A 23,706-nucleotide genomic window follows, 5' to 3' on the forward strand; every position below is an offset into this window, starting at 1 on the left:
GGCGTATTAAATAAAATGTATTAAATCAATATAATAATGATATTAAGCAACTAGGGAGATAGCTTGATTGAATTACATTTAATAATAAGAAAATTTATCGTAATTCTAAACTTTCTAATAATTGTTTAATTTCTTTATTAAGCGCAAGGCTATCAATATATTGATTAATCAGTGGTGTAGGTTGAATAAGTGCATACTTGCACAGAAATATAAGGAAATAACCCACATACACATCAACGGCAGTCAGATTTTTACCACAAAGGTAAGGTTTAGCGCTGGCTAAGCCCGTCTCTAAGCAATGAAAAGCGCGTTCAAAAGAACCAAAACCAGATGATTTTTGCTGCTCTTCATTAAGTTCAATACCAAGCTCTTTTATAGTAAATGCAGATTCGATAGGTCCTGCGGTAAAAAAGAACCAACGATAATAAGCTGCGCGCTCGGGTGAATTAAGGGCGGGAGCAAATCCTTTCTCAATAAATTTATCTGCTAAATAAGCACAAATTGCCGCCGTCTCTGTAACGACGACTTCACCATCCACTAATGCAGGAACTTTTGCCATCGGATTAATAGCAAGATATTCAGGAGTACGCATTGGTGCGCCATATTCTAATTCAACACGCTGATAAGGCACATCTAATATTTTTAAAAAAAGCTCAGCAGTGTTACCGCGAGACATTGCATTAGTATAAAGAATAAGTTCACTCATGATGTTTCCTTACTGTGTTGATTAATATGATATTATTTAGATTAGAACAGCTAAACGAAGAACAGTAAGGAAGATATTACGCAAACCATGTGTCAATTTCTGTCAGGAGTCTCTTTCAAGATCTCTTTTTTCCAGCGTGAGAATAAATAGCTTTTAGGGTAAGGCAAATTATCACTTAATACTTCATAAGAGATAATTCTATCGAGCCTAAAATGACGATAGCTTTGGCGTAATTCACACCATGCGGCAATAACCTGAGAGTCTTGAAAATAACCCACAGCAATCGGCCAAATAATCCGAGTGCTTAATTTTTTTTGAGCATCCTGATAATCTATTTTGGCTTTCTTTTCTTCGCGTAAACTAAAACGCATATCTTTGGCAATGGTGTGATCAACTTCAATAATTCTGTTAGTGGGAACAAACAATGTGTTTTGTTCAAGTAAGGTTTGGTGCTGTGTTGTTACTACGGCATTGATTTTATTAATTGCCCGTAATGCAGAATGACTTAATTCTTTATCTGTATGACTTTCTACCCAACGTAAACCTAAAATAAGCGCTTCAAGTTCATTAATATCAAAGGTTAATGGTGGCAGGAGTAAACCTGATTTTAGTTGATAACCTATACCAGCTTCACCCGTGATTTCAGCACCTTGGTTACGCAAAGATTCAATATCACGATAAATAGATCTGATACTAATTTGCAATTTATCTGCCAGCGCTTCTGCCGTTATCGGATAGCGATTTTCTTTTAAAATCTGCAATAAAGTAAGTAAACGTTGAGTTCGAGTCATTAAATTATCTATTTATTAGTGAAGAAAAAACACAAGGGTAAGAAATAAGAATTCTATTATGAAATGACTAGGATGTGTTGAGTTATTTTCTCTAACAGTCTCTATTATCTTGTTCTCAAAAAATAGGGAATAGAGAATGCAATTTTTTGTTATTATCTCAAATCAAGTGATAAATTTGTTCATAATAAAGCTAAAGTGGTCTATTTAAACAGTGGGGATAAGTTATGCGTTGGAATGATCGCCGAAGAAGTGACAATGTTGAAGATAGAAGAGGGCAATCTTCCTCCGCATCAGGTGGTGGTAATCTTCCATTAGGATTAATTGCACTTTTATTACGCACCAAATACGGGTTTGTGGTTATTATTGTTTTAGTGATAGCCAGTTTTATGGGGTTTGACTTTAACTCATTAACAGGTGAAACCAACCAAGCACCACAACGTAACGAACAACAAAGCGCCCTTTATAATGAAGCCGCAGATTTTAGTAGCGTCGTTTTAGCCAGTACAGAAGATTTTTGGCAAACTATTTTTGCACAAGCGGGCAAACAATATAGCTATCCAAAACTTGTGTTATATACCAATAGCACTACTACACAATGTGGCACTGGTACAAAAATAATGGGACCTTTTTATTGCCCAGCGGATAGAAAAATTTATCTCGATCTCTCTTTTTATAATGAAATGAAACATAGCCTAGGTGGCGGCGGTGAGTTTGCTCAAGGTTATGTGATTTCGCATGAAGTAGGGCACCATGTTCAGCATTTATTAGGTATTACTAATCAAATGCGTGAAAAACAACAAATGGCACGCTCAAAAGCAGAAGCGAATCGTTTATCCGTAAAATTAGAACTGCAAGCAGACTGTTTTGCTGGAATGTGGGGACATTTTATTGCAGGTGAAGGCCGTATTGATGAAAGCGATTTATTAACGGCGATTAAAACGGCGCAAGCGATCGGTGACGACAAATTACAGAAACAGCAACAGGGCTATGCCGTGCCTGATAGCTTTACACATGGCACCGCAGAACAACGTAAGACTTGGTTTATGCGTGGCTATAACAGTGGCAATATCAAATCTTGTGATACATTTGCTTCTTCATCTTTGAACTAATACCATTCATCGGTAAATAAAAGACAATTAACGCTATAAAGAGAAAGGTTTAGGAACAAACATGAGTAACGTTGATCCCTCACTATTAATTTTGCTGGTTCTCGCCGGGCTTGGCATTATTAGTCATAATATGACTGTAACGTTAGCAATGCTTGCTTTGCTAGTGATTAAAATCACGCCTCTAAATCAATATTTTCCTGTTGTTGAAAAATATGGCATGACCATTGGGATCTTAATTCTGACCATTGGGGTAATGACACCCATTGCAACAGGGCGTATTTCAGGGCAAGAAGTTCTTAACTCATTTTTAAACTGGAAATCACTGTTAGCGATTGCAATAGGTATCGCGGTTTCTTGGTTAGGTGCACGAGGTGTTTCTTTAATGAATAACCAGCCTTCAACAGTTGCTGGTTTATTAGTGGGAACCGTCATTGGTGTCGCACTTTTCCGAGGTGTGCCTGTTGGGCCATTAATTGCAGCAGGTATTCTTTCGCTGTTAATCGGTAAATCCTAGCTGTGCCATTTTCTCATTTACATCAATATCAGCAAAAATTAGCGCAATTAGGGCAACGTCAGTTATTGCTATTAGCAGGTGATCCTGCATGGCAAGTGACGCAGATCCAGCAAATTACTCAATTATGCCAAGGTGATTGGATCACAATTTCTTCCAATCAATCTAATGCTGTTTTGCCTGAACAAGCTATTCGTCTGTTAGGACGTGAGTTTCTGCATGCTGTTTTTGATGCCAATGAGGGATTTAATACTGATGCTTTAGCCATGTTAACAGGCACATTAAAAGCAGGTAGTTTATTGATTTTATGTCTACCTGATATTGAAAATTGGGATAGTTATATCGATAACGATAGTCAGCGCTGGAATGATGCTCAAGGTGTGCTTTCAACACCAAATTTTATGGCGTGGCTAAAAAACATCACTTTGAGTGATGATCAAGTGATCATATGGCAACAATCAACGCCATTTCAATTACCTACATTGATTGAAAAAACTAAACCTTGGGCGCTTCCACAAGGTAAACCGACCGCAGAACAGCAAGCGATTTTAGATAGTTTACTCTTATCGACATCCGGTGTTTGGAGTGTTATTGCACCAAGAGGCAGAGGAAAGTCAGCGCTGGCGGGAATGTTTATCGAACAGTATCAAGGAAGTGTACTGGTATGTGCACCAGCTAAAAATAGTACAGATATTTTATCTTCACATACCAATAAAGTCATTTCATTTTATTCTCCTGATAATTTATTAGCGCTATGCATTAATAACGAAATTCAAAGTGATTGGTTGATTATTGATGAGGCAGCCTCTCTACCTATTGCACAACTAGAAGCGTTGTGTGGTTATTTTCCTAATGTATTAATGACAACCACAGTACAAGGCTATGAAGGAACAGGGCGAGGTTTTATGCTGAAATTAGGAGATAACATTCCTAATTTACGTACCTATCAATTACAAATGCCCATTCGTTGGGCTAAAGATTGCCCATTAGAAAATTGGCTTAATCAGTTGTTATTGCTTGATGAGCCTGAGTATGATTTTGATTGTCAGCAGCAAGGTGAAGTCGATGTCCAGCAGCTTCAAGGACATTGGCACAATAACATTTCACAACTACATGATTTTTATCAATTGCTTACTAGTGCGCATTATCGAACAACATCACTTGATCTACGACGTTTACTTGATGGTCAAAAGCAACGTTATTGGTCAGCATCAATCAATAAAAAAATCGTAGGTGCTGTGTGGTGTATTGAAGAAGGTGGGCTATCTGTCGAGCTAGCTCATGATGTTTGGCTAGGCACTCGTAGGCCTAGAGGCAATTTAGTTGCTCAATCATTAGTCACTTATGGTTTAACACCTGATGCAATGTGTTTGAATTCATTGCGTATTAGCCGTATTGCTGTTTTGCCTCAATATCGACGTCAAAAAATTGCAGCAACTTTAATTTCTAATATTGTAAAAGAGAGCCAAGAACGGGCTATTGATTATCTTTCTGTCAGCTTTGGTTACACCGAAGTGTTAGCGCAGTTTTGGGTACAATGTGGCTTTCAAATAGTGCGATTAGGAGTACATAAAGAGGCGAGCAGTGGATGTTATGCCGCAATGGCGATTTATCCACTAACAGAAAAAGGTAAACAGTTATTGCACTCTTCTTTACGTGCTTTTGCTTTGCAATATCCGCAGATACAACAGCAAACAAAACTCTGTTTAGCAGATAAGTTAATACCAAGTCATATTGCTACACCACAAGACGATTGGTTAATGATGGCGGGCTTTGCATTTGCCCATCGTCCAGCCCTTACTGTTTATGAGAGTGTTGCTAACTTTTTGGTAGGTTATGAGCAACACTATCCGTTACTAGTGGCTTTTTTTGTAGACAATAAATCAGTTGAGCAGTGTGTGGCTGAGTTTTCTTTATCAGGAAAAAAAGTCTTAACTAAGCAATTAAGAGAGCAATGCGCGCAATTAATGGCTGAAAAAGATGCTCAGTTAACATCGCGTTATCAACAGTGGTTAGCTACTTATTCTCATCCTTCTTGTTTTGATTTTGTTTAGGCCAATCATCTTCATCATCCCATTTATCATTAAAATCACGATGTGGCGGTAACTTTCGCTTATTTTTAAGAAATTGCTTGGGATCGATTTTGTTCATATCTTTAATAGCGTTAATAATAATTCCTACTAAAAGAATTAAAATTACCCACCAATAGTCAGCAAGCCAGTGCATAAATAAGCCTTATATTTTAAAATTGTTGTTGAGAATGAGGATCTTTTTTATTTACTCTATAAAATAACGCAATAAAGCATGAGTTGGAAAAGCACAGCATGAAACGGATATTATTGATTATAGCAGGTTGGTTATGTGTGGGATTAGCCACATTAGGGGTTATTTTGCCTGTATTACCCACTACTCCTTTCTTATTACTAGCCGCATGGTGTTTTTCTCGTTCGTCAAAGCGCTTCCATTATTGGTTACTTTATCGCTCTTGGTTCGGCCCTTATTTACGATATTGGCAAACTTATCACGCTATGCCTAAAGGGGCGAAACCTAAAGCTATCTTAGTGATCTTAATTACCTTTGCGATTTCACTGTGGTTAGTGTCTATGCTTTGGGTCAGAATATTATTGCTGATAATCTTAGTGTGTTTGTTGATATTTATGTGGAGACTTCCTGTTAACGATCAACAAGAAGCTCCATGTGAAAAATAATGTTATTCAGGCAAAACAATGTAACGTGCAAATATTTCGTCAAGATTAGCTAATAGCCACTGTTTACCATAAATATCCTCTTCTTCTAACACCGATTTTAGAATATCAGGTGTGTAAGCAAGAGACGCTTCATGAGAAAGGGGCCAATAACTGATGTGCCAAGGTTCATAAGCAATATCGCTCTCTTTATGGGTAAAAGGGCGATAAAAATCATACGCTGACATATTTTCCGTTAACCATTCATTAAGCTCTGCAAAATAGCCACCTTCTTCGTATTCCCAAGGTTCTAATTGTAATGATTGGCCTTCAGGTAAGCGAAAAGGATCGTAAATATCAATCTCAGTGCCCCAATGGTGGCGACTTGCGCCGGGCAAGGCTGACCATTTTAAAATAGCAAGACAGCGTTCACCTTCTGATAATGCATGAATATCGATTGGCTGGCTTTGTGCATCTAAAACAGGGCGACTGCCTTCAAACTTCCCATTCCATATCGCTAATTGACGATTAAAATCACGAAAAGAGCTGGCTGGCATTAATTTAAAGCCTGCTTTTGTAGCTTGTTGTTGTAACGCTAAAAAAGCCTTAGTGGCATTAAACTGTAAGCGATGTTGACCGGATAAAGTGACTAAATGGTCGGTAGAACGGCCTGTTAACATTAAAGGCGTTATCATAAAATAAGTTGCTCCATAACCCGCTGATAAATACGGCTAAGCTGTTGTAAATCTGCTGCATTAACGCACTCATTAACTTTATGAATTGTTGCATTAATTGGACCTAATTCGACAACTTGTGCTCCCATTTGGGCAATAAATCGGCCATCAGAAGTGCCTCCGCTGGTGGAGAGTTCTGGCTCTAAATTGGTGTAATGCTTAACGGAATAACGTACTGCTTCAAGTAATTTGCCTTGCCCAGTAATAAAAGGCTGACCAGATAACGACCATTCTAATTGGTAGCGAAGTTGGTGCTTTTGTAATAGAGCTTCTGTACGTTGACGAATTTCTTCATCTGTAATAGCAGTACTAAAACGGAAATTAAATTGAATAAATAGCTCACCGGGGATCACATTATTACTGCCTGTACCAGCATGAATATTGGCAATTTGCATGGTGGTGGCTGGGAAAAATTCGTTGCCTTCATCCCAAACAGTATTAACAAGATCTTGGATAAAAGGAGAGGCAAGATGAATAGGATTTTCTGCAAGGTGAGGGTAAGCGACATGACCTTGCACACCTTGAATAATTAAATTTGCTGTTATTGAGCCTCGACGACCGTTTTTTACCATATCACCTAAATGATGTTGGCTTGAAGGTTCACCCACAAGGCAATAATCAAGGCGTTCGCCACGCGACATCAAAGATTGTACGACCTTAACCGTACCATCTGCGGCTTTAGCTTCTTCATCTGATGTAATTAAAAAAGCGAGTCGCCCACGGTGTTCAGGATAAGAGCGAACAAAGCGCTCAGCTGCTACGATCATGGCGGCAAGCGAGCCTTTCATATCTGCCGCCCCGCGCCCATATAACATACCATCACGAATAGACGGTTCAAAAGGCGGGTTATCCCACAAATTAGGATCACCAGTTGGTACAACATCAGTATGACCAGCAAAAGCCAGCGTTTCACCTTCACCACCACGACAAGCCCAGAGATTCTCAGTTTCACCAAAAGGCATTCTTTCAATAGTAAAACCAAGAGGGGCAAGCCTATCAATGATCAATTGCTGACAACCTTGATCATCAGGGCTGATTGATGGACGCGAAATGAGTTGTTGTGCAAGCTCAATAACAGGACAGGACATAAAAATTAGGCTCCTGTAAAGGTCGAATAATCATTGGCATCAAAACCAACAATAAAACGGTTGTCAGATGACACAAGAATAGGGCGTTTAATAATGGCAGGTTTATCTAACATAAGTGAAATCGCTGAGGTAACATCAGTGATTGCGTTCTTTTCTTCATCGGATAATTGACGCCAAGTTGTTCCTCTTTTATTCACAAGTGTCTGCCAATCTAAATTTTCTGTAAAGGTGCGTAATAATGCTTCCGTCAAACCCTCTTTGCGGTAATCATGAAACGCGTAAGGAATATGATTATCATCTAACCATTTACGCGCTTTTTTGATGGTATCGCAATTTTTTATGCCGTACATGGTATATGTCAGGTTTGTCGTGGACATGATATTTTCCTTATATGACAATACGTAATATTAGTATTGATGTGAATGAGTGTTATACAATTCCAAAATAACAGCTTTTGTTGTAGTGAAAAATCCTATTTACATTATAAAATATATCGGATATTAAACTGTCACGTTAGTGTAACGAATTGTGTAGCGTAGAGTAATACAAATACGAATAAAGATTTCCGTTGGTAAAAGAAAATATGAAAAGTATTTCACTGAGTCTTATATTGCTTTTACTCTCTTCTTTTAGCTGGGCTGATGAAGAAAAAGACAGTCCAAAAGTTGATGAGTATAAAATAGCCTTAGAGGCCTTTTTTAACAGTGATTATTTATTGTGTTTGGGCGAAGGGAAATGGCCTGTGTACAGCAATGAAGATGATGCACCCTGGGTATTAGAAAGAATGCATGCATTAGTCGAAGCTGGATTGATTGAACAAACCGCAAATGGAGAAGAGTGGGTGTTTAATCTTAGTGAAAAAGGGCGTAAAGCTTGGCAACCTTATCAAGATTTCTGCTATGGCCATCTTTTCATTAGTCAGATAAAAGAAATTCAGCCAATAGACTCAGGTAAAAGTAAAATTTATTTCTATTATGGAGTGAGAGGTATTCCTTCATGGGCAACCAATGAAGAAATACAATCCGCTTTTAGCGAACTTGATATTGTGATTAATGGAATAAATCGAGAGTTGTATCAGTTAAATATCGAAAAATTACCAGATAACCATTTTAAAGTATTGAGCTATCCTGTACCTATCGAGTAATAAATGACTTGATCCAGACTTAAATGAAATACTGAAACGATATATCTTATTACCCCGACCCAGTGTCGGGGTAAAACGTTTAGTACTGATGCTTAATAAGAATAAGACTGGCAGCTAAACGAGAAGTGACTTGCAGTTTCTTTAAAATATTACGAATGTGAACTTTCACTGTTTCTTCAGAAATAAATAAATTCTCAGCAATTTGCTTATTTTTCATTCCAGCAGACACTTCATGAAGAACATCCAATTCTCTTTTAGTCAACGCTGAAAGTGGATCAGAATAGTTTTGCCTAAGCTGAATATATTGCCATACTCGCTCACTGTAAACCGGATGCCCAACAGCCGCTTTACGCAAACTAAGTAATAGCATGTCTAGCTCACATTCTTTTAAAAGATAACCGTTTGCGCCTGCATCCAACGCAGCGTAAACATCATTACGTGAATCAGAAACGGATAAAACAAGAACATAAGATGTCAAACCAGAGCGGCGAAGTGTTCGAATAATATCAATACCTGAACGCCCTTGTAGATTTAAATCCATCATAATTAAATCTGGATTTAACTGTTTTGCAGCGGTTACAGCCTCTTGAGCATTGCCACTTTCGCTTACTACGACAAAATCCTTGTCTTTTTCTAACAATAGCCGTAATCCATATCTCATGATAGGGTGATCATCCACTATCATAATTGAGTAGCTAGGCATAACCCCTCTCCCTAAAAAAAAATAATAATGTGCGTAATCTTTCCAATAGCAGAAAATAAAAAAGTAAATTCCAAATGAGGAATAAAAATTAGAATCAGACATCTTATTAAAACAATAAGAAAATAAAATTGACGGTTGGCAATATTACACCAATTATTGTTACGGGTAAAAAAGAAAATAACCAAAAAGACTAACAAAACATCTAATTCTATAAAATCTTTATAGTTACAATGAGTTGTACAGAGGTAAGACTATTTTAAAAATAATCAACAAGTGAAAATAGTTATTGTTTTTTTAAACTATATAAAAAATTTAATTATTTTAAATGTTAATTTAATATCTGGTAAATAATAAACAAATATTGTCTTTTTTCTGTTCGAGTTTATTACACAGATGAAATTAAATAGCGTTAATAATATACCTATAACTAGGTATTAATTGTTTATAATGAATCTAGTTTACTAATTTGAAAAAAGTGTCGGAGCCGTCATGATTTAACGCTCCATTACCATTATACTAACGAAGCCCTTACCCTATTGATACAAAGGATATGAAGATGGAAGACAAATTAAAACAAAGCGCTCTAGATTTTCATGAATTTCCCGTACCTGGCAAAATCACAGTAACACCGACAAAACCACTTACAACCCAACGTGATTTAGCATTAGCTTATTCACCGGGTGTCGCCGCTCCTTGTTTAGAAATTGCAGCAGATCCTCTAGCAGCTTATCGCTACACAGCCAAAGGCAACCTTGTCGCGGTGATTTCAAATGGTACTGCGGTACTTGGACTTGGAAATATCGGTGCCTTAGCAGGTAAGCCTGTGATGGAAGGTAAAGGCGTTTTGTTTAAGAAGTTTTCTGGCGTTGATGTTTTTGACATCGAAGTTAATGAGACAGATCCTGATAAACTCGTTGATATTATTGCGTCATTAGAGCCAACATTTGGTGGTATTAACCTCGAAGACATTAAAGCACCAGAGTGTTTCTATATTGAGAAAAAACTGCGTGAAAAAATGAATATTCCTGTATTCCATGATGATCAACATGGTACAGCGATTATCTCTACAGCCGCTATTCTCAATGGCTTACGTATTATTAAAAAAGAGATCAGCAAAGTAAAATTAGTGGTATCAGGAGCCGGTGCCGCATCTATTGCTTGTATGAACTTATTAGTTGCTTTAGGGCTAACACGCGAAAACATCACTGTATGTGACTCTAAAGGGGTTATCTACCGCGGTCGTGAAGCCAATATGGCAGAAACTAAAGCGGCTTATGCGATTGAAGATAACGGTACTCGTACATTAGATGATGTTATTAATAATGCCGACATCTTCTTAGGTTGTTCAGGGCCAGGTGTATTAACGCAAGAAATGGTCAAAAAAATGGCACGCGATCCACTTATTCTCGCGCTTGCCAATCCAGAGCCTGAAATTTTACCACCGCTAGCAAAAGCAGTACGTTCAGATGCGATTATTTGCACAGGGCGTTCTGACTATCCAAATCAGGTTAATAACGTATTGTGTTTCCCATTCATCTTCCGTGGCGCATTAGACGTTGGTGCGACTGCAATTAATGAGGAGATGAAACTTGCTTGTGTTCATGCTATTGCAGAATTGGCATTGGCAGAACAAAACGAAGAAGTTGCTTCTGCCTATGGTGATCAGGAGCTCTCTTTTGGTCCTGAATACATTATTCCAAAACCATTTGATCCACGTTTGATTGTGAAAATTGCGCCAGCAGTTGCAAAAGCAGCGATGGATTCAGGTGTTGCAACACGCCCAATTGAAGACTTCTCTGCTTATATCGAACACCTTAATGAGTTTGTTTATAAAACGAACTTATTTATGAAACCTATTTTCTCTCAAGCGAAAAAAGAGAAAAAACGCATTGTGTTAGCAGAAGGGGAAGAAAATCGCGTACTGCATGCAACACAAGAGCTAGTAACATTAGGATTAGCTACACCAATCTTAATTGGTCGCCCTAGTGTGATTGAAATGCGTATTCAGAAATTGGGTTTACATATTAAAGCGGGTAAAGACTTTGAAGTGGTGAATAATGAAAACGATCCACGTTTCAAAGAGTATTGGCAAGAATATCACCAAATCATGAAACGTCGCGGTGTATCACAAGAGCAAGCTCGCCGTGCAATGATTGGTAATCCAACACTGATTGGTGCCATTATGGTTCGCCGAGGTGAAGCAGATGGCCTGATTTGCGGTACAGTAGGTAGCTATTCTGAACATTTTGAAATCTACAAAAATGTGTTTGGCTTACGTGAAGGGATGGAAACTGCCGGAGCAATGAATGCACTGTTATTGCCAAGTGGTAACACCTTTATTACAGACACTTACGTTAATGAAGATCCAACCGCAGAACAACTAGCAGATATTACGATTATGGCTGCTGATACTATCCGTCGCTTTGGTATTGAGCCAAAAGCAGCGCTGGTTTCTCGTTCAAGCTTTGGTTCATTTGATAGTCCATCTTCAATCAAACTCAGAAAAGCATTAGAGATAATCAAACAACGCGCACCTGAATTAGAAATTGATGGTGAAATGCATGCAGATGCGGCATTAGTAGAATCAATTCGTCGTGACGTGATGCCAGATAGCCCATTAAAAGGCTCTGCAAACCTGTTAGTTATGCCAACAATGGAAGCCGCACGTATTAGCTATAACTTATTACGTGTAACGAGTTCTGATGGTGTAACAGTAGGGCCAGTATTAATGGGTGTTGCTAAACCAGCTCACATTTTGACACCAATTGCGTCAGTACGTCGTATCGTGAATATGGTGGCATTAGCTGTTGTTGAAGCTCAGGCACAATCTCAAAACTAATTGTCTCTAATTAGATAGTTCCATCCATAAAGCGCCTTTTATCAGGCGCTTTTTTTGTGTTTCTAAAATAGGCACAAAAGCATTAAATGCAAATTAATATAAGAATGATATTGATAATTATTAGCAATAATATTAACCTATTCGCCCAACTAAAATAAGTATATATAACTAATAGGATGATTATGTTTTTCTCAATATCAAAAAGGATCTTGCTACTAATTTCATTAATTAGTCTTTCAGCATGTCATTCGATAGAAAAACAACCTGCATCAACTGTAGATCTGGCAATTATTCAGTCGGCAAACATCATTGATACTCAGACCGGGCAATCCATCACGGCAGATACACTGCTAACACGGTTAGCAAGCCAATCACGTGTGATTATTGGTGAAAAACATGACAATGCTTATCATCATGATATTGAATATTGGTTGATGACAGAACTGCCTAAAAAACGCCCTCAAGGTGCGGTTTTACTTGAGATGCTAACACCAAGCCAACAATCATTAGTTGATAACACAAAGAAACGTTATTCAGGCTCTGAATACTTACGTGATGAGCGATTAATGGCTGCATTGAAATGGAATTCAGGCTGGCCTTGGAAATGGTATGGCAACATTGTTAAAGCAGGGTTGAGTGCTGATTATCCTTTGTTAGCCGCCAATATTGATCGCAGTGAAATATCTAGTGCGTATAAAAATCCTCCTATTATTGATGGTGTGCATTCAACTGATATATCCGTTCGTCAACTCATTCAAAAAACAATCGAGCTTTCTCATGGTGGTGCGCTTGATAAAACTCAAGCAGAAAAAATGACAGTTATTCAGCAATTGCGTGATCGTGCAATGGCTAAAAGTTTATTAGATGCTCCGACACCCGCACTTTTAATTGCTGGCTCTTTTCATGCGACAAAAGTAATGGGTGTGCCTTTACACGTTGCTGATTTAGCACCGAATGAAAGCGTGACAGTCGTGATAATGGCAGAAGAGGGAAGTGATGTTACTTCAGTTCATGCCGATTATCTTTGGATAACACCTGTCGCATTACCTTAATTTCTTGATAACACGAATATGCTTATTTCTTCTTGTATGGATCAAATGCCAAAATTTCAGCTTTGTAGTTCTAAAGCTTTAATTTTGGCTATCGGTGTACATGCTATTTTTGTCATGGCTTATTTTTATTTCAATAAAGAGAATACGGTATTTATACAAGAGCCTGAATTAGCTGTAATGATGAGCTTAAGTGAAAACGTACAAGCACTCAGCGATGAAAAACAGGTTGTAGGAGTCGATCAACAACTGGCGGTAGCGAGCCAAAAAAAGGTAGAGCAAGATATTGCTGAAAAACAGCCTGATCTTATTGTGAATGAAAATGCAGATATCTTGCTAGAAAAACCGAAGAAAAGAGTCAATGTAGAGCAAACAGCTAAAGTGACACCGATTACCTCTCCAGTAAAGCCTGCACCCACTATTAGTGAAAATGTGTCTAGCCAATCAGCGCCTTCAAGTAGTCGTTCGGCGGCGAGACAACAATCTAATGATGTTAGTGCAAATTATGACAGCGATTCAGATAGCTCAGAAAGCGCGTTAGCATTATGGCAAGCTAAAACCAAAGGGCATCTTAATCGCTATAAAGCCTATCCTGAAGAAGCAAAAAGCAAAGGTAGAACCGGTATTTCTAAAGTGCGCTTTTTTGTAGATGAACAAGGTTATGTCATCTCTAGTGAATTAATTCTCAGTAGTGGCGTGCGCTCTTTAGACAGAGAAGCACAAAGAGTACTCAAACGTGCGGAACCCTTACCTATACCACCAGTAGAGTTACTGACGAAAGGTAAAATAATGGTTGAAATGCCAATTGAGTTTTCTACACTAACGTTCTAACGACAGGTCAAAAGGAAATAAAACGTTATGTTAGTCGCAACAAAAAAACGGATGACGTTGAAATTAACGAGTGCGATCATGGCATTGTTAATTTCATCAACACCTGCATTGGCTCAAAATCAGAAGGACTCCCTAGTGATGCCACCAAAAGCGAACAAAGTACCTCATGTGATGACAGATCATGGAGATACGCGCACCGATAATTATTATTGGCTACGAGATGATTCACGCAAAGATCCTAAAGTGCTTGATTATCTGAATGCTGAAAATGCTTATACCGAATCAGTGATGAAAGAAGGTAAAGCCCTTGAAGAAACACTCTTCAATGAAATGGTCAGCCGTATGGCTCAAAATGATGAGTCTGTGCCTTATATTTATAATGGCTATACTTATCGTACTATTTATCAAGAAGGTAAAGATTTTCCAATTTATCAGCGCAAGCCAGTTAATAGCGAAGGTGAGTGGGAAGTCCTCGTTGATGGAAACGAACGTGCTAAGGGGCATGAATTCTATCAATTAGGTGATTTAACTATTAGCCCAGATAACAAACGTATTGCTATTGCGGAAGATAAGGAAGGGCGCAGAAACTATAATGTTGCCTATAAAGATTTATCGGATAACACATGGAAAGAGAATGTGTTAACCAATATTTCAGCAAACTTAGTGTGGGCAAATGATAGCAAAACACTATTTTATGTTGATAAAGATCCGCAAACACTATTGCCTTATCAAATCTATCGCCATCAATATGGCACTGATCGTAAACAAGATGTCAAAATCTTCGAAGAAAATGATGATCGCTTTTATACATGGATGGGTAAAAGCAAATCTGAAGACTACATTTTGGTCTCTATTGAAAGTTCAACCACCTCAGAATCTCGTTTAATTGACGCGAATGCACCAGAAAAACCGATGGTTATTTTTTCTGCACGTCAAGAAGGACGTGAATATGATATCGACCATTTTAATGGCGAATTCTATATTCGTTCGAATCATGAGAGTGAATTGTTTGGTCTTTATAAAACGGCCTCAATTGATAAGCCTTGGGAAACCGTCATTGCGCCACAAAAAGATGTCGATTTAGAAGGCTTTGATCTCTTTAATCGCTGGTTGGTTGTTGAAGAAAGAAAACAAGGTTTAGTGTCATTACGTCAAATTGATTGGAAAACAGGTCAATCAACCAATGTTACGTTTGACGATCCTGTTTATATGGCATGGTTAGGATTTAACCCTCAAGCAGATAGTGAAGAGCTTCGCTTTGGTTATACTTCTATGACCACACCATCTTCAACTTATCAATGGAATATGCAAACGCACCAAAAGCAACTGCTTAAACAGCAAGAGGTAAAAGGCTTTGAACGCGATCTGTATGAAAGTGAACGTACTTGGGTAAAAGCACAAGACGGTGTTGAAGTTCCAGTATCATTGGTTTATCGCAAAGACTTATTTAAGAAAGGTGAAAACCCTATTTTAATTTATGGTTATGGCTCTTACGGTAGTAGCATTGACCCTTCATTTAGCTCACCTCGTTTAAGTTTGTTAGACCGAGGCTTTGTCTATGCGATTGTGCATGTGCGTGGTGGTGGTGAATTAGGTAAGCGTTGGTATAACCAAGGTAAAATGGAACATAAGGTTAATACTTTCACCGACTTTATTGATGCCACTAAATACCTAATTGCCAATGGTTACGGAGCGCCTAAACACGTTTACGCTATGGGCGGCAGTGCGGGTGGTTTATTAATGGGCGCTGTTGTGAATATGGCACCAGAATTATACCGTGGTGTTGTATCTCAAGTTCCATTTGTGGATGTTGTGACAACCATGCTTGATGCTTCAATTCCTTTAACAACAGGGGAATATGAAGAGTGGGGAAATCCTGCGGATAAAGAAGTTTATTTCCGTCTAAAATCATATAGCCCATACGACAATGTCGTTGCTAAAGCCTATCCTCATTTACTCGTCACAACGGGATTACATGATTCACAAGTGCAATATTGGGAGCCTGCAAAATGGGTTGCTAAATTGCGTGAATTAAAAACAGATAATAACCTACTATTACTTGATACTAATATGAGTGCAGGACATGGTGGTAAATCAGGACGTTTTAATCGCTTACGCGATACGGCAAAAGAATATGCCTTTATTCTGATGTTAGAACAACCTGAAGTCTATTTTAAAGCTCAAAATATAAAATAGAATAATCTGTAATAATAAATAATTTTAATAAAATTAGCCTGTCTCTCTTTAAGAGAGACAGCGCTATTATTTAAATCGAATATAACAATAATAATATTTTCTAGTTTAATTACTTTATATAAAGCAACGTGAGCCTATTTAAATAAAAATAAAGAATAGGTTTATTATGAAATTTACAAGGAAAATACTTAGCACTCTTATTTTATTTTCGGGTGTTAATCATCTTGTCATCGCATCTGAAGCGGATAAAGCGGTTCAATTTAGTAGCTTAAAAGTTTCATCAGCACAAAAAGAAACACCAGAACAGAAAGCATTAGGAAAACCGGGTGCTTATAGTTCTATTGGTGAAATTAATAATCTTGAGTCTGTTGAACAAGCATTACGATCAACGCCGGGCACGTATACTCAAATGGATGTAAGCCAACCTGGTGTGAGTGTTAATATTCGCGGACTTAGTGGTTTTGGGCGCGTTAATATGATGGTAGATGGTGTTACACAAACTATGTATAGCACATCACCCAGTCAATATGCGCATGGCGCACAACCTTACAATCAATTTAATACCATGATTGATCCGAATTTTATTATTAAAATCGATATTTCTCGTGGTCAACAAGATGGTGAAAATAGTATTAATGCCCTAGCAGGAAGTGCTAATTTTAAAACCATTGGTGTTGAAGATATTTTATTTGAAAACCACTCTTGGGGGATAAGAAGTAAAGCGGCTGGTGGTACGAATGGCTTAGGTTATAACGGCATGGTTGCGGTGGCAGGCCAACGTTCATTATTTAATGATAATGGTACAGTGGGTGCGATGTTTGCGTTAAGTGGACACAAAATAGAGTCTTCTTATAAAAATGGTGCTGGTTTTAATAGTGAAGAATTTTCGACAAGCAAAGAATTTAATCAAAGACCACACTCAGAACTTACTAAAATAAATATAAAGCCGAATGATTCTCATGAATTAGAATTAAGTGGTCGTTTTTATAACAACAATTTTAATCGTCGCAAAATAGATGCTAAAGATTATTATGCAAAATATCGCTATACACCGTTAAATGATTTATTTGATAGTGAAATTCTGCTTAGCCACAGCCAAGCATCACAAAAATTTGAGGGTGATTCTCTTGTGAGTTTGCGAGAAGCAAATGCCAAAAATATATCAGACTCACTAGTGGCGAAAAATACCAGTCGCTTTAATTACGGTGAATTGGATATGGCATTAACACTTGGCTCAAAATTAATGTCAACAGAATACAAACGTAGTGTTATTGCACCTTCTACTGATCCATGGCAATCACAAAATATGGTTGAATATAATTCCTTTGCGCCTCAAGGAAAAAATGATTTAACCAGCTTCTTCTCACAAATGAAATTTGAATACGATATTTATACTCTCGACCTAAATTTAAATTATGTCGATTATCATATTAAAGGGCGAAAACCTGCTTGCGATCCACGCGCAGCTTGCTTCCCTGAAGGTGAATGGAATGTCAATCGCCATGATAGAAATTGGGACCCAGGAATGTTACTTTCTGCTGAAATTATTCCTGAATTTCAACCGTTTGTTAGTTATGCACAAACGATGAGAGCACCTACGTCGCAAGAGATCTTCTTTGCCAATGAAGGTGGTGCTTCAATGAATCCATTTTTAAAAAGTGAAAAGGCAGATACTGTTCAATTGGGTTTTAATAGCTATCGTCCTGATTTAATTATTGAGGGTGACAGCTTACGATTTAAAGGGTTGTGGTATCACACAAAAATTAAAGATTACATTTCTAGTGATTCTTATTTTGTTTGTAAAGGTGGTGTGCGTTGTAAAAATGACGGTTCTTTAACGGATGAAGATTATGCGGGAATCGAATATGATGGCAATATTTTCCTGTATACCAATAGTCTTGAGCCTGTAACTTTGCGGGGTTATGAACTTCAAGCAAATTATGATGCAGGGGTATTTTATACAAACCTTTCTTATAGCGATCAGCGTACATCTCAACCGACTTCGATTGCCAGTACAGACTTTGGTCAAACACCTGCCTCTGAATTACCTAAGTATTATGCCACTATTGATACTGGTGTTCGCTTCTTTGATGACCAGTCATTAGAACTAGGTACAGTGATCCAAATAACAGGGAAATCGCGTAAATCTTCACCTGAAGGTGTTGATTTTGATACGGGTAAAGTTCCTATGGTGCAACAAGATAATATCCCGACAGTCATTGATCTTTATAGTAATTACAAAATTAATAAAAATATTTCTTTGAAATTTGCAGTACATAATTTAATGAATAAAAACTATTCTAATGCGCTTGATAGAAGTAATTCAGCACCAATGATGCAAGAGCCGGGAAGTAATACTCAAACTGCCCGAGGTCGAAGCTACTTATTTGCAGGAGAAGTACGCTTTTAATGTAATGATTATCTTAAAGTATAAATAATAAAAAACGGCATCAATATTATTCTGATGCCGTTTTCCTTTTGTATTTATATTGACCTATATTTGATAGGAGGTTAATCATCATTTTTAGAGGTGGTCTTACGTTTAGCTCTTATCTTTTGTGTTTTAACCACTTCACTGGTTATCCAACCATCTTCAACACGCGTTTTTAGTGGATCACCCACTTTCACCTGTTTGGTATTTTTCAGCACTTCTCCAGACTCTGTTTCGCTAATACTGTAACCGCGAGAAAGCGTTGCGAGAGGACTCACACTTTCTAAACGAGAACAGCTAATAGCGAATTGTTCACGTTGACGAGATAGCTGTTGTGAAATACTTTCTCGCATACGGTAAATCAACAGCTGTTGTTGGCGAAGTAATGCTTGAATTTGGGAACTAGGCTCTTGGTAATTAAGGCGTTTTTGTAGTTGTGTTTGTTGATGTTGCTTGGTTTGTAATAACCGTTGAAAACTAGCAACTAAACGCTGTTGTGTTGAAGCTAATACATTTTGCTGACGAGCAAGACGTAAATGAGGATGCTGTTGCTGTAAACGATGATGAAGCTGTGTTATTGCACGTAATTTTTTCGCCAAATAGTAATCCATCGCCATTTCAAGGCGTTGTTGCTGTGATTGCAATTGGCGCAATAGCTCAAGTTTGTTACGACTAATAAGTTCTGCTGCTGCTGAAGGGGTTGGGGCTCTAAGGTCGGCAATAAAATCAGCAATAGTGACATCAGTTTCATGGCCAACAGCACTTACAATCGGAATTTCACTGGCAAAAATAGCACGAGCAACGCGTTCATCATTAAATGCCCAGAGATCTTCTAACGAACCACCGCCACGACCAACAATTAAAACATCACATTCTTTACGGCGGTTAGCCAGTTCGATGGCATGAACAATCTGCATAGGCGCTTCAGCACCTTGAACGGCAGTTGGATAGATAAGAACAGGCAAAGAGGGATCACGACGACGAAGAATATTTAAAATGTCGTGTAGTGCTGCTCCTGTTGATGAAGTGATAACACCAATTTGTTTAGCGGGTGATGGCAGGGGTTTTTTATGAATAGCATCAAATAAACCTTCTGCACTGAGTTTTTGTTTTAATAGCTCAAACTGTTGTTGTAAAAGCCCGTCACCAGCAGGTTGCATACTCTCAACAATCAATTGGTAATCACCTCTTGGCTCATACAATGTAATTGTTGCACGCACTAAAACTTGCTGACCATGCTGAGGGCGAAAAGTAACTTTAGTATTTTGCCCACGAAACATCGCCGCTCTAATTTGGGCATTAGTATCTTTTAACGTAAAATACCAGTGACCAGAAGAGGGTTGAGTAAAATTGGAAATTTCAGCGCTGATCCAAATACGACCCATTTCCATTTCTAATAACTGGCGAACGGTCTTATTTAGACGGCTAACAGTAAAAATATTATTGTTTATCGGTAGTGTCATGTGAGCCAGATCAAATTTTAAAACAAAGACTTAATTGATTGATACTACCTAAGTTAGTGGCAGGATCAATAAAAATTTTGAAAAAAAGCTAGAAGCAACCGATTACGGTGTGTATAATTCCGCGGCAATATTTTCTATTTCCTAAAAGCCGCCTTGGTGAGATATTGCTATGTTACGAATTAAAAAAGAAGCACTTACATTTGATGATGTTTTGTTAGTTCCTGCACACTCCACTGTTCTTCCTAATACTGCCGACTTGTCTACTCAACTGACTGAAACAATCCGCCTAAATGTTCCTATGCTTTCTGCTGCAATGGATACTGTGACTGAAGCGCCTTTAGCTATCGCATTAGCTCAAGAAGGTGGAATTGGTTTTATCCACAAAAACATGTCTATCGAACGTCAAGCTGAAGAAGTTCGTCGTGTGAAAAAACATGAAAGTGGTGTTGTCACTGATCCTATCACCGTAACACCAGAAACTTCTTTACGTGAAGTTCAAGCAATGACTGAACGCAATGGCTTTGCGGGTTATCCTGTTGTGACTAATGACAACGAATTAGTGGGTATTATTACTGGTCGTGATGTTCGTTTTGTTACTGATTTAGACCAACCTGTTACTGCGGTAATGACACCAAAAGAGCGCTTAGTGACTGTACAAGAAGGCGAAGCACGAGATGTTGTTATGCAAAAAATGCATGAAAAACGTGTAGAGAAAGCCTTAGTGGTTGATAACAACTTCCACCTGAAAGGTATGATCACTGTAAAAGACTTCAAGAAAGCAGAACGTAAACCAAATGCTTGTAAAGACGAACATGGTCGTTTACGTGTTGGTGCTGCTGTTGGGGCGGGTGCAGGTAATGAAGAGCGTGTTGCGGCATTAGTTGCTGCTGGTGTTGACGTTTTACTTATTGACTCATCTCACGGTCACTCTGAAGGTGTATTACAGCGTATTCGTGATACTCGTGCATTATACCCAAATCTACCTATTATTGGTGGCAATGTTGCAACCGCAGAAGGTGCATTAGCACTAGCAGATGCAGGTGTAAGCGCAGTTAAAGTAGGTATCGGTCCAGGCTCAATTTGTACAACTCGTATCGTAACGGGTGTTGGTGTACCACAAATTACCGCTATTGCAGATGCCGTTGAGGCGCTGAAAGATCGCAACATTCCTGTTATTGCAGATGGCGGTATCCGTTTTTCAGGTGATATCGCAAAAGCATTAGCAGCAGGTGCAGCTTGCGTTATGGTTGGTTCAATGTTTGCAGGTACTGAAGAATCTCCGGGCGAAATCGAACTGTTCCAAGGCCGTTCTTATAAATCTTATCGTGGCATGGGATCATTAGGTGCGATGTCTAAAGGTTCATCAGATCGTTACTTCCAAACTGATAATGCAGCAGACAAATTAGTACCAGAAGGTATCGAAGGCCGTGTTGCTTATAAAGGTTTATTGAAAACTATCGTGCATCAACAAATGGGTGGTTTACGCTCGTGCATGGGCTTAACAGGCTGCGCAACAATTAAAGATTTGAATACCAAAGCTGAATTTGTTCGTATCAGTGGTGCGGGTATTCAAGAAAGCCATGTCCATGATGTGACCATCACGAAAGAATCACCTAACTATCGCTTAGGTATGTAATTTATTCCGAGAAAGGCTTGTTTTAGTTATTACCGTGTTTTAATTATAAATTGGCAAGCCTTTCAACTTTATGACTTTATCTGTTTTGGAATTCACCACAAATGACAGCAAATATCCATAATCATCGCATTCTTATCCTTGATTTCGGTTCACAGTATACGCAGCTTATTGCTCGTCGTATCCGTGAAATCGGCGTTTATTGTGAACTCTGGGCATGGGATGTTACAGAAGAACAAATTCGTGAATTTAATCCTAATGGTATTATTCTGTCTGGTGGCCCTGAAAGTACTACTGAAGACAACAGCCCTCGCGCACCAGAATACGTATTCAATGCAGGCGTTCCTGTATTAGGAATTTGTTATGGTATGCAAACGATGTCGATGCAATTAGGTGGCGACGTCGAAGTTTCTGGTGAGCGTGAATTTGGTTATTCACAAGTTGAAATTCGTGAAACTTGTGCGCTATTCCGTGATATTCAAGATTCAGTTAGCGATGATGGTAAACCATTATTAGATGTATGGATGAGCCACGGCGACAAAGTAACTTCTATTCCATCAGACTTTGTAACAGTAGCAAGCACTGAAACTTGCCCATTTGCTATTATGGCGAATGAAGAAAAACGTTTTTATGGTGTTCAATTCCACCCTGAAGTTACACATACCCATCAAGGTTTAGCGATTTTAAAACGTTTTGTTTTAGATATCTGTGGTTGTGATGCGCTGTGGACTTCTGCTGCAATTATTGAAGACACGGTTGCTCGTTTAAAAGAGCAAATTGGTGATGATCACGTTATTTTAGCGTTATCAGGCGGTGTTGACTCATCAGTAACTGCATTATTGTTAAACCGTGCAATTGGTAAGCGTTTAACATGTGTATTTGTTGATAACGGCTTATTGCGTCTGAATGAAGCAGAACAAGTCATGGAAATGTTTAAAGGTAAATTTGACCTAAATATTATCCATGTTGAAGCGGAAGAGCGTTTCTTAACTGCGTTAAAAGGCGAGAACGATCCTGAGAAAAAACGCAAAATCATTGGTCATACATTCATTGAAATCTTTGATGAAGAAGCTGTTAAACAGCCACAAGTTAAATGGTTAGCACAAGGCACTATCTATCCTGATGTGATTGAGTCTGCTGCATCTGCAACAGGTAAAGCTCATGTGATTAAATCGCACCATAACGTAGGTGGTTTACCAGACGATATGAAACTGGGCTTAGTTGAGCCATTAAAAGAACTGTTTAAAGATGAAGTGCGTAAGATTGGTTTAGAGTTAGGATTACCATACAACATGCTTTATCGTCACCCATTCCCGGGCCCAGGTTTAGGGGTTCGCGTATTAGGTGAGATCAAGAAAGAATACTGTGATTTATTACGTCGCGCTGATGCTATCTTTATCGAAGAACTGCATAAAGCTGATTTATATAATAAAGTAAGCCAAGCATTTACCGTGTTCTTACCTGTACGTTCAGTGGGCGTTATGGGCGACGGTCGTAAATATGACTGGGTTGTTTCATTACGTGCAGTTGAAACTGTGGACTTTATGACAGCACATTGGGCGCATTTACCATATGACTTCTTAGGTCGCGTTTCTAACCGTATTATCAATGAAGTTAGTGGTATTTCCCGCGTTGTTTATGATATCAGCGGTAAACCACCAGCAACGATTGAGTGGGAATAAAATACCGTTTATCAGTAATAGTTGATAAAGGTTAAAAAACCAATAGCCATCAGTAAGTTATGTACTGGTGGCTTTTTTTGTACGCAATTGTACAATTTTAAAGTTAGTAATC

20 protein-coding genes are annotated in these 23,706 nt (G+C 38.4%); 12 read left to right on the forward strand and 8 right to left on the reverse strand.

The window, feature by feature from the left end; genetic code table 11:
- Positions 1-94: 94 nt before the first annotated feature.
- Complete coding sequence (locus tag AB4J89_RS02080) at positions 95-706, reverse strand: glutathione S-transferase family protein (RefSeq protein ID WP_368467915.1); 612 nt, start codon at positions 704-706, stop codon at positions 95-97.
- Positions 707-798: 92 nt separating this feature from the next.
- Complete coding sequence (locus AB4J89_RS02085) at positions 799-1,497, reverse strand: helix-turn-helix transcriptional regulator (protein WP_368467917.1); 699 nt, start codon at positions 1,495-1,497, stop codon at positions 799-801.
- Positions 1,498-1,721: 224 nt separating this feature from the next.
- Here AB4J89_RS02085 and AB4J89_RS02090 point away from each other — a divergent pair, with 224 nt between their 5' ends.
- The 3 genes from AB4J89_RS02090 (at position 1,722) to AB4J89_RS02100 (ending at position 5,171) form a co-directional block, all read left to right on the forward strand.
- Positions 1,722-2,606 (forward strand): neutral zinc metallopeptidase, encoded by an 885-nt coding sequence (locus tag AB4J89_RS02090; RefSeq protein WP_088495306.1) that lies wholly within the window; start codon positions 1,722-1,724, stop codon positions 2,604-2,606.
- Between the two features lie 61 nt (positions 2,607-2,667).
- A complete protein-coding gene (locus tag AB4J89_RS02095; protein ID WP_006533030.1) occupies positions 2,668-3,120 on the forward strand; it encodes a DUF441 domain-containing protein in 453 nt (150 codons plus the stop codon).
- Positions 3,121-3,122: 2 nt separating this feature from the next.
- Positions 3,123-5,171: a tRNA(Met) cytidine acetyltransferase TmcA gene (locus tag AB4J89_RS02100; RefSeq protein ID WP_368467919.1), complete on the forward strand. Its 2,049-nt coding sequence runs from the start codon at positions 3,123-3,125 to the stop codon at positions 5,169-5,171.
- Here AB4J89_RS02100 and AB4J89_RS02105 read toward each other — a convergent pair.
- Entirely contained in the window at positions 5,134-5,343 is a 210-nt protein-coding gene (locus tag AB4J89_RS02105; RefSeq protein ID WP_075671870.1) for a YpfN family protein, read from the reverse strand. The genes AB4J89_RS02100 and AB4J89_RS02105 overlap by 38 nt on opposite strands.
- Before the next feature lie 98 nt (positions 5,344-5,441).
- Between AB4J89_RS02105 and AB4J89_RS02110 the strand changes: the two genes are divergently transcribed.
- On the forward strand, positions 5,442-5,825 hold the full coding sequence (locus AB4J89_RS02110; protein WP_088495308.1) for a DUF454 family protein: 384 nt from the start codon (positions 5,442-5,444) through the stop codon (positions 5,823-5,825).
- A 2-nt stretch (positions 5,826-5,827) separates the two neighbouring features.
- Here AB4J89_RS02110 and AB4J89_RS02115 read toward each other — a convergent pair whose 3' ends face one another.
- The 3 genes from AB4J89_RS02115 to AB4J89_RS02125 are packed head-to-tail and all read right to left on the reverse strand — an operon-like array spanning position 5,828 to position 8,000.
- Entirely contained in the window at positions 5,828-6,496 is a 669-nt protein-coding gene (locus AB4J89_RS02115) for a M15 family metallopeptidase (RefSeq protein WP_088495309.1), read from the reverse strand.
- Complete coding sequence (dapE, locus tag AB4J89_RS02120) at positions 6,493-7,623, reverse strand: succinyl-diaminopimelate desuccinylase (protein ID WP_088495310.1); 1,131 nt, start codon at positions 7,621-7,623, stop codon at positions 6,493-6,495. The genes AB4J89_RS02115 and dapE overlap by 4 nt, the downstream gene beginning before the upstream one ends.
- Positions 7,624-7,628: 5 nt before the next feature.
- Positions 7,629-8,000 (reverse strand): ArsC family reductase, encoded by a 372-nt coding sequence (locus AB4J89_RS02125; protein ID WP_088495311.1) that lies wholly within the window; start codon positions 7,998-8,000, stop codon positions 7,629-7,631.
- Between the two features lie 206 nt (positions 8,001-8,206).
- On the opposite strand from AB4J89_RS02125, the gene AB4J89_RS02130 reads away from it, so the two are divergent.
- On the forward strand, positions 8,207-8,767 hold the full coding sequence (locus tag AB4J89_RS02130) for a hypothetical protein (RefSeq protein ID WP_088495312.1): 561 nt from the start codon (positions 8,207-8,209) through the stop codon (positions 8,765-8,767).
- 79 nt (positions 8,768-8,846) lie between these two features.
- On the opposite strand, the gene AB4J89_RS02135 is transcribed toward AB4J89_RS02130, so the two are convergent.
- A complete protein-coding gene (locus AB4J89_RS02135) occupies positions 8,847-9,470 on the reverse strand; it encodes a response regulator (protein ID WP_069368881.1) in 624 nt (207 codons plus the stop codon).
- 556 nt (positions 9,471-10,026) lie between these two features.
- Here AB4J89_RS02135 and maeB point away from each other — a divergent pair.
- The 5 genes from maeB to AB4J89_RS02160 all read left to right on the forward strand — a co-directional run bounded on the left by maeB (position 10,027) and on the right by AB4J89_RS02160 (position 18,795).
- Positions 10,027-12,309 (forward strand): NADP-dependent oxaloacetate-decarboxylating malate dehydrogenase, encoded by a 2,283-nt coding sequence (gene maeB, locus AB4J89_RS02140; RefSeq protein WP_088495313.1) that lies wholly within the window; start codon positions 10,027-10,029, stop codon positions 12,307-12,309.
- A gap of 182 nt (positions 12,310-12,491) precedes the next feature.
- Positions 12,492-13,361, forward strand: a complete 870-nt coding sequence (locus AB4J89_RS02145; RefSeq protein ID WP_368467920.1) for a ChaN family lipoprotein — start codon at positions 12,492-12,494, stop codon at positions 13,359-13,361.
- A gap of 45 nt (positions 13,362-13,406) precedes the next feature.
- On the forward strand, positions 13,407-14,189 hold the full coding sequence (locus AB4J89_RS02150) for an energy transducer TonB (protein WP_227718996.1): 783 nt from the start codon (positions 13,407-13,409) through the stop codon (positions 14,187-14,189).
- A 27-nt stretch (positions 14,190-14,216) separates the two neighbouring features.
- On the forward strand, positions 14,217-16,385 hold the full coding sequence (locus tag AB4J89_RS02155) for a S9 family peptidase (RefSeq protein ID WP_088495316.1): 2,169 nt from the start codon (positions 14,217-14,219) through the stop codon (positions 16,383-16,385).
- Between the two features lie 166 nt (positions 16,386-16,551).
- Positions 16,552-18,795 (forward strand): TonB-dependent receptor, encoded by a 2,244-nt coding sequence (locus AB4J89_RS02160; protein WP_368467921.1) that lies wholly within the window; start codon positions 16,552-16,554, stop codon positions 18,793-18,795.
- A 101-nt stretch (positions 18,796-18,896) separates the two neighbouring features.
- Here the strand turns inward: AB4J89_RS02160 and xseA are convergent, their stop codons facing one another.
- Complete coding sequence (xseA, locus tag AB4J89_RS02165) at positions 18,897-20,279, reverse strand: exodeoxyribonuclease VII large subunit (RefSeq protein WP_088495318.1); 1,383 nt, start codon at positions 20,277-20,279, stop codon at positions 18,897-18,899.
- A gap of 169 nt (positions 20,280-20,448) precedes the next feature.
- On the opposite strand from xseA, the gene guaB reads away from it, so the two are divergent.
- Positions 20,449-21,915: an IMP dehydrogenase gene (guaB, locus tag AB4J89_RS02170; protein ID WP_088495319.1), complete on the forward strand. Its 1,467-nt coding sequence runs from the start codon at positions 20,449-20,451 to the stop codon at positions 21,913-21,915.
- Positions 21,916-22,016: 101 nt separating this feature from the next.
- The gene (gene guaA, locus AB4J89_RS02175; protein ID WP_088495320.1) at positions 22,017-23,594 is read left to right on the forward strand and encodes a glutamine-hydrolyzing GMP synthase; all 1,578 of its coding nucleotides are present in this window, start codon (positions 22,017-22,019) and stop codon (positions 23,592-23,594) included.
- The last annotated feature ends 112 nt before the right edge of the window (positions 23,595-23,706 follow it).

Origin of the sequence: Proteus sp. STS61-E (genome assembly GCF_040932335.1) — a bacterium.
Taxonomy (GTDB): domain Bacteria; phylum Pseudomonadota; class Gammaproteobacteria; order Enterobacterales; family Enterobacteriaceae; genus Proteus; species Proteus mirabilis_B.

What these genes read in the sequence shown, in the direction of transcription:
- AB4J89_RS02115 (WP_088495309.1), bottom strand. Translation starts at nt 6,496, where the DNA reads ATGATAACGCCTTTAATGTTAACAGGCCGTTCTACCGACCATTTAGTC.
- AB4J89_RS02090 (WP_088495306.1), top strand. Translation starts at nt 1,722, where the DNA reads ATGCGTTGGAATGATCGCCGAAGAAGTGACAATGTTGAAGATAGAAGA.
- AB4J89_RS02130 (WP_088495312.1), top strand. Translation starts at nt 8,207, where the DNA reads ATGAAAAGTATTTCACTGAGTCTTATATTGCTTTTACTCTCTTCTTTT.
- AB4J89_RS02155 (WP_088495316.1), top strand. Translation starts at nt 14,217, where the DNA reads ATGTTAGTCGCAACAAAAAAACGGATGACGTTGAAATTAACGAGTGCG.
- guaB (WP_088495319.1), top strand. Translation starts at nt 20,449, where the DNA reads ATGTTACGAATTAAAAAAGAAGCACTTACATTTGATGATGTTTTGTTA.
- AB4J89_RS02105 (WP_075671870.1), bottom strand. Translation starts at nt 5,343, where the DNA reads ATGCACTGGCTTGCTGACTATTGGTGGGTAATTTTAATTCTTTTAGTA.
- maeB (WP_088495313.1), top strand. Translation starts at nt 10,027, where the DNA reads ATGGAAGACAAATTAAAACAAAGCGCTCTAGATTTTCATGAATTTCCC.
- dapE (WP_088495310.1), bottom strand. Translation starts at nt 7,623, where the DNA reads ATGTCCTGTCCTGTTATTGAGCTTGCACAACAACTCATTTCGCGTCCA.
- AB4J89_RS02135 (WP_069368881.1), bottom strand. Translation starts at nt 9,470, where the DNA reads ATGCCTAGCTACTCAATTATGATAGTGGATGATCACCCTATCATGAGA.
- AB4J89_RS02110 (WP_088495308.1), top strand. Translation starts at nt 5,442, where the DNA reads ATGAAACGGATATTATTGATTATAGCAGGTTGGTTATGTGTGGGATTA.
- AB4J89_RS02080 (WP_368467915.1), bottom strand. Translation starts at nt 706, where the DNA reads ATGAGTGAACTTATTCTTTATACTAATGCAATGTCTCGCGGTAACACT.
- AB4J89_RS02145 (WP_368467920.1), top strand. Translation starts at nt 12,492, where the DNA reads ATGTTTTTCTCAATATCAAAAAGGATCTTGCTACTAATTTCATTAATT.
- AB4J89_RS02150 (WP_227718996.1), top strand. Translation starts at nt 13,407, where the DNA reads ATGCCAAAATTTCAGCTTTGTAGTTCTAAAGCTTTAATTTTGGCTATC.
- AB4J89_RS02085 (WP_368467917.1), bottom strand. Translation starts at nt 1,497, where the DNA reads ATGACTCGAACTCAACGTTTACTTACTTTATTGCAGATTTTAAAAGAA.
- guaA (WP_088495320.1), top strand. Translation starts at nt 22,017, where the DNA reads ATGACAGCAAATATCCATAATCATCGCATTCTTATCCTTGATTTCGGT.
- AB4J89_RS02160 (WP_368467921.1), top strand. Translation starts at nt 16,552, where the DNA reads ATGAAATTTACAAGGAAAATACTTAGCACTCTTATTTTATTTTCGGGT.
- xseA (WP_088495318.1), bottom strand. Translation starts at nt 20,279, where the DNA reads ATGACACTACCGATAAACAATAATATTTTTACTGTTAGCCGTCTAAAT.
- AB4J89_RS02095 (WP_006533030.1), top strand. Translation starts at nt 2,668, where the DNA reads ATGAGTAACGTTGATCCCTCACTATTAATTTTGCTGGTTCTCGCCGGG.
- AB4J89_RS02125 (WP_088495311.1), bottom strand. Translation starts at nt 8,000, where the DNA reads ATGTCCACGACAAACCTGACATATACCATGTACGGCATAAAAAATTGC.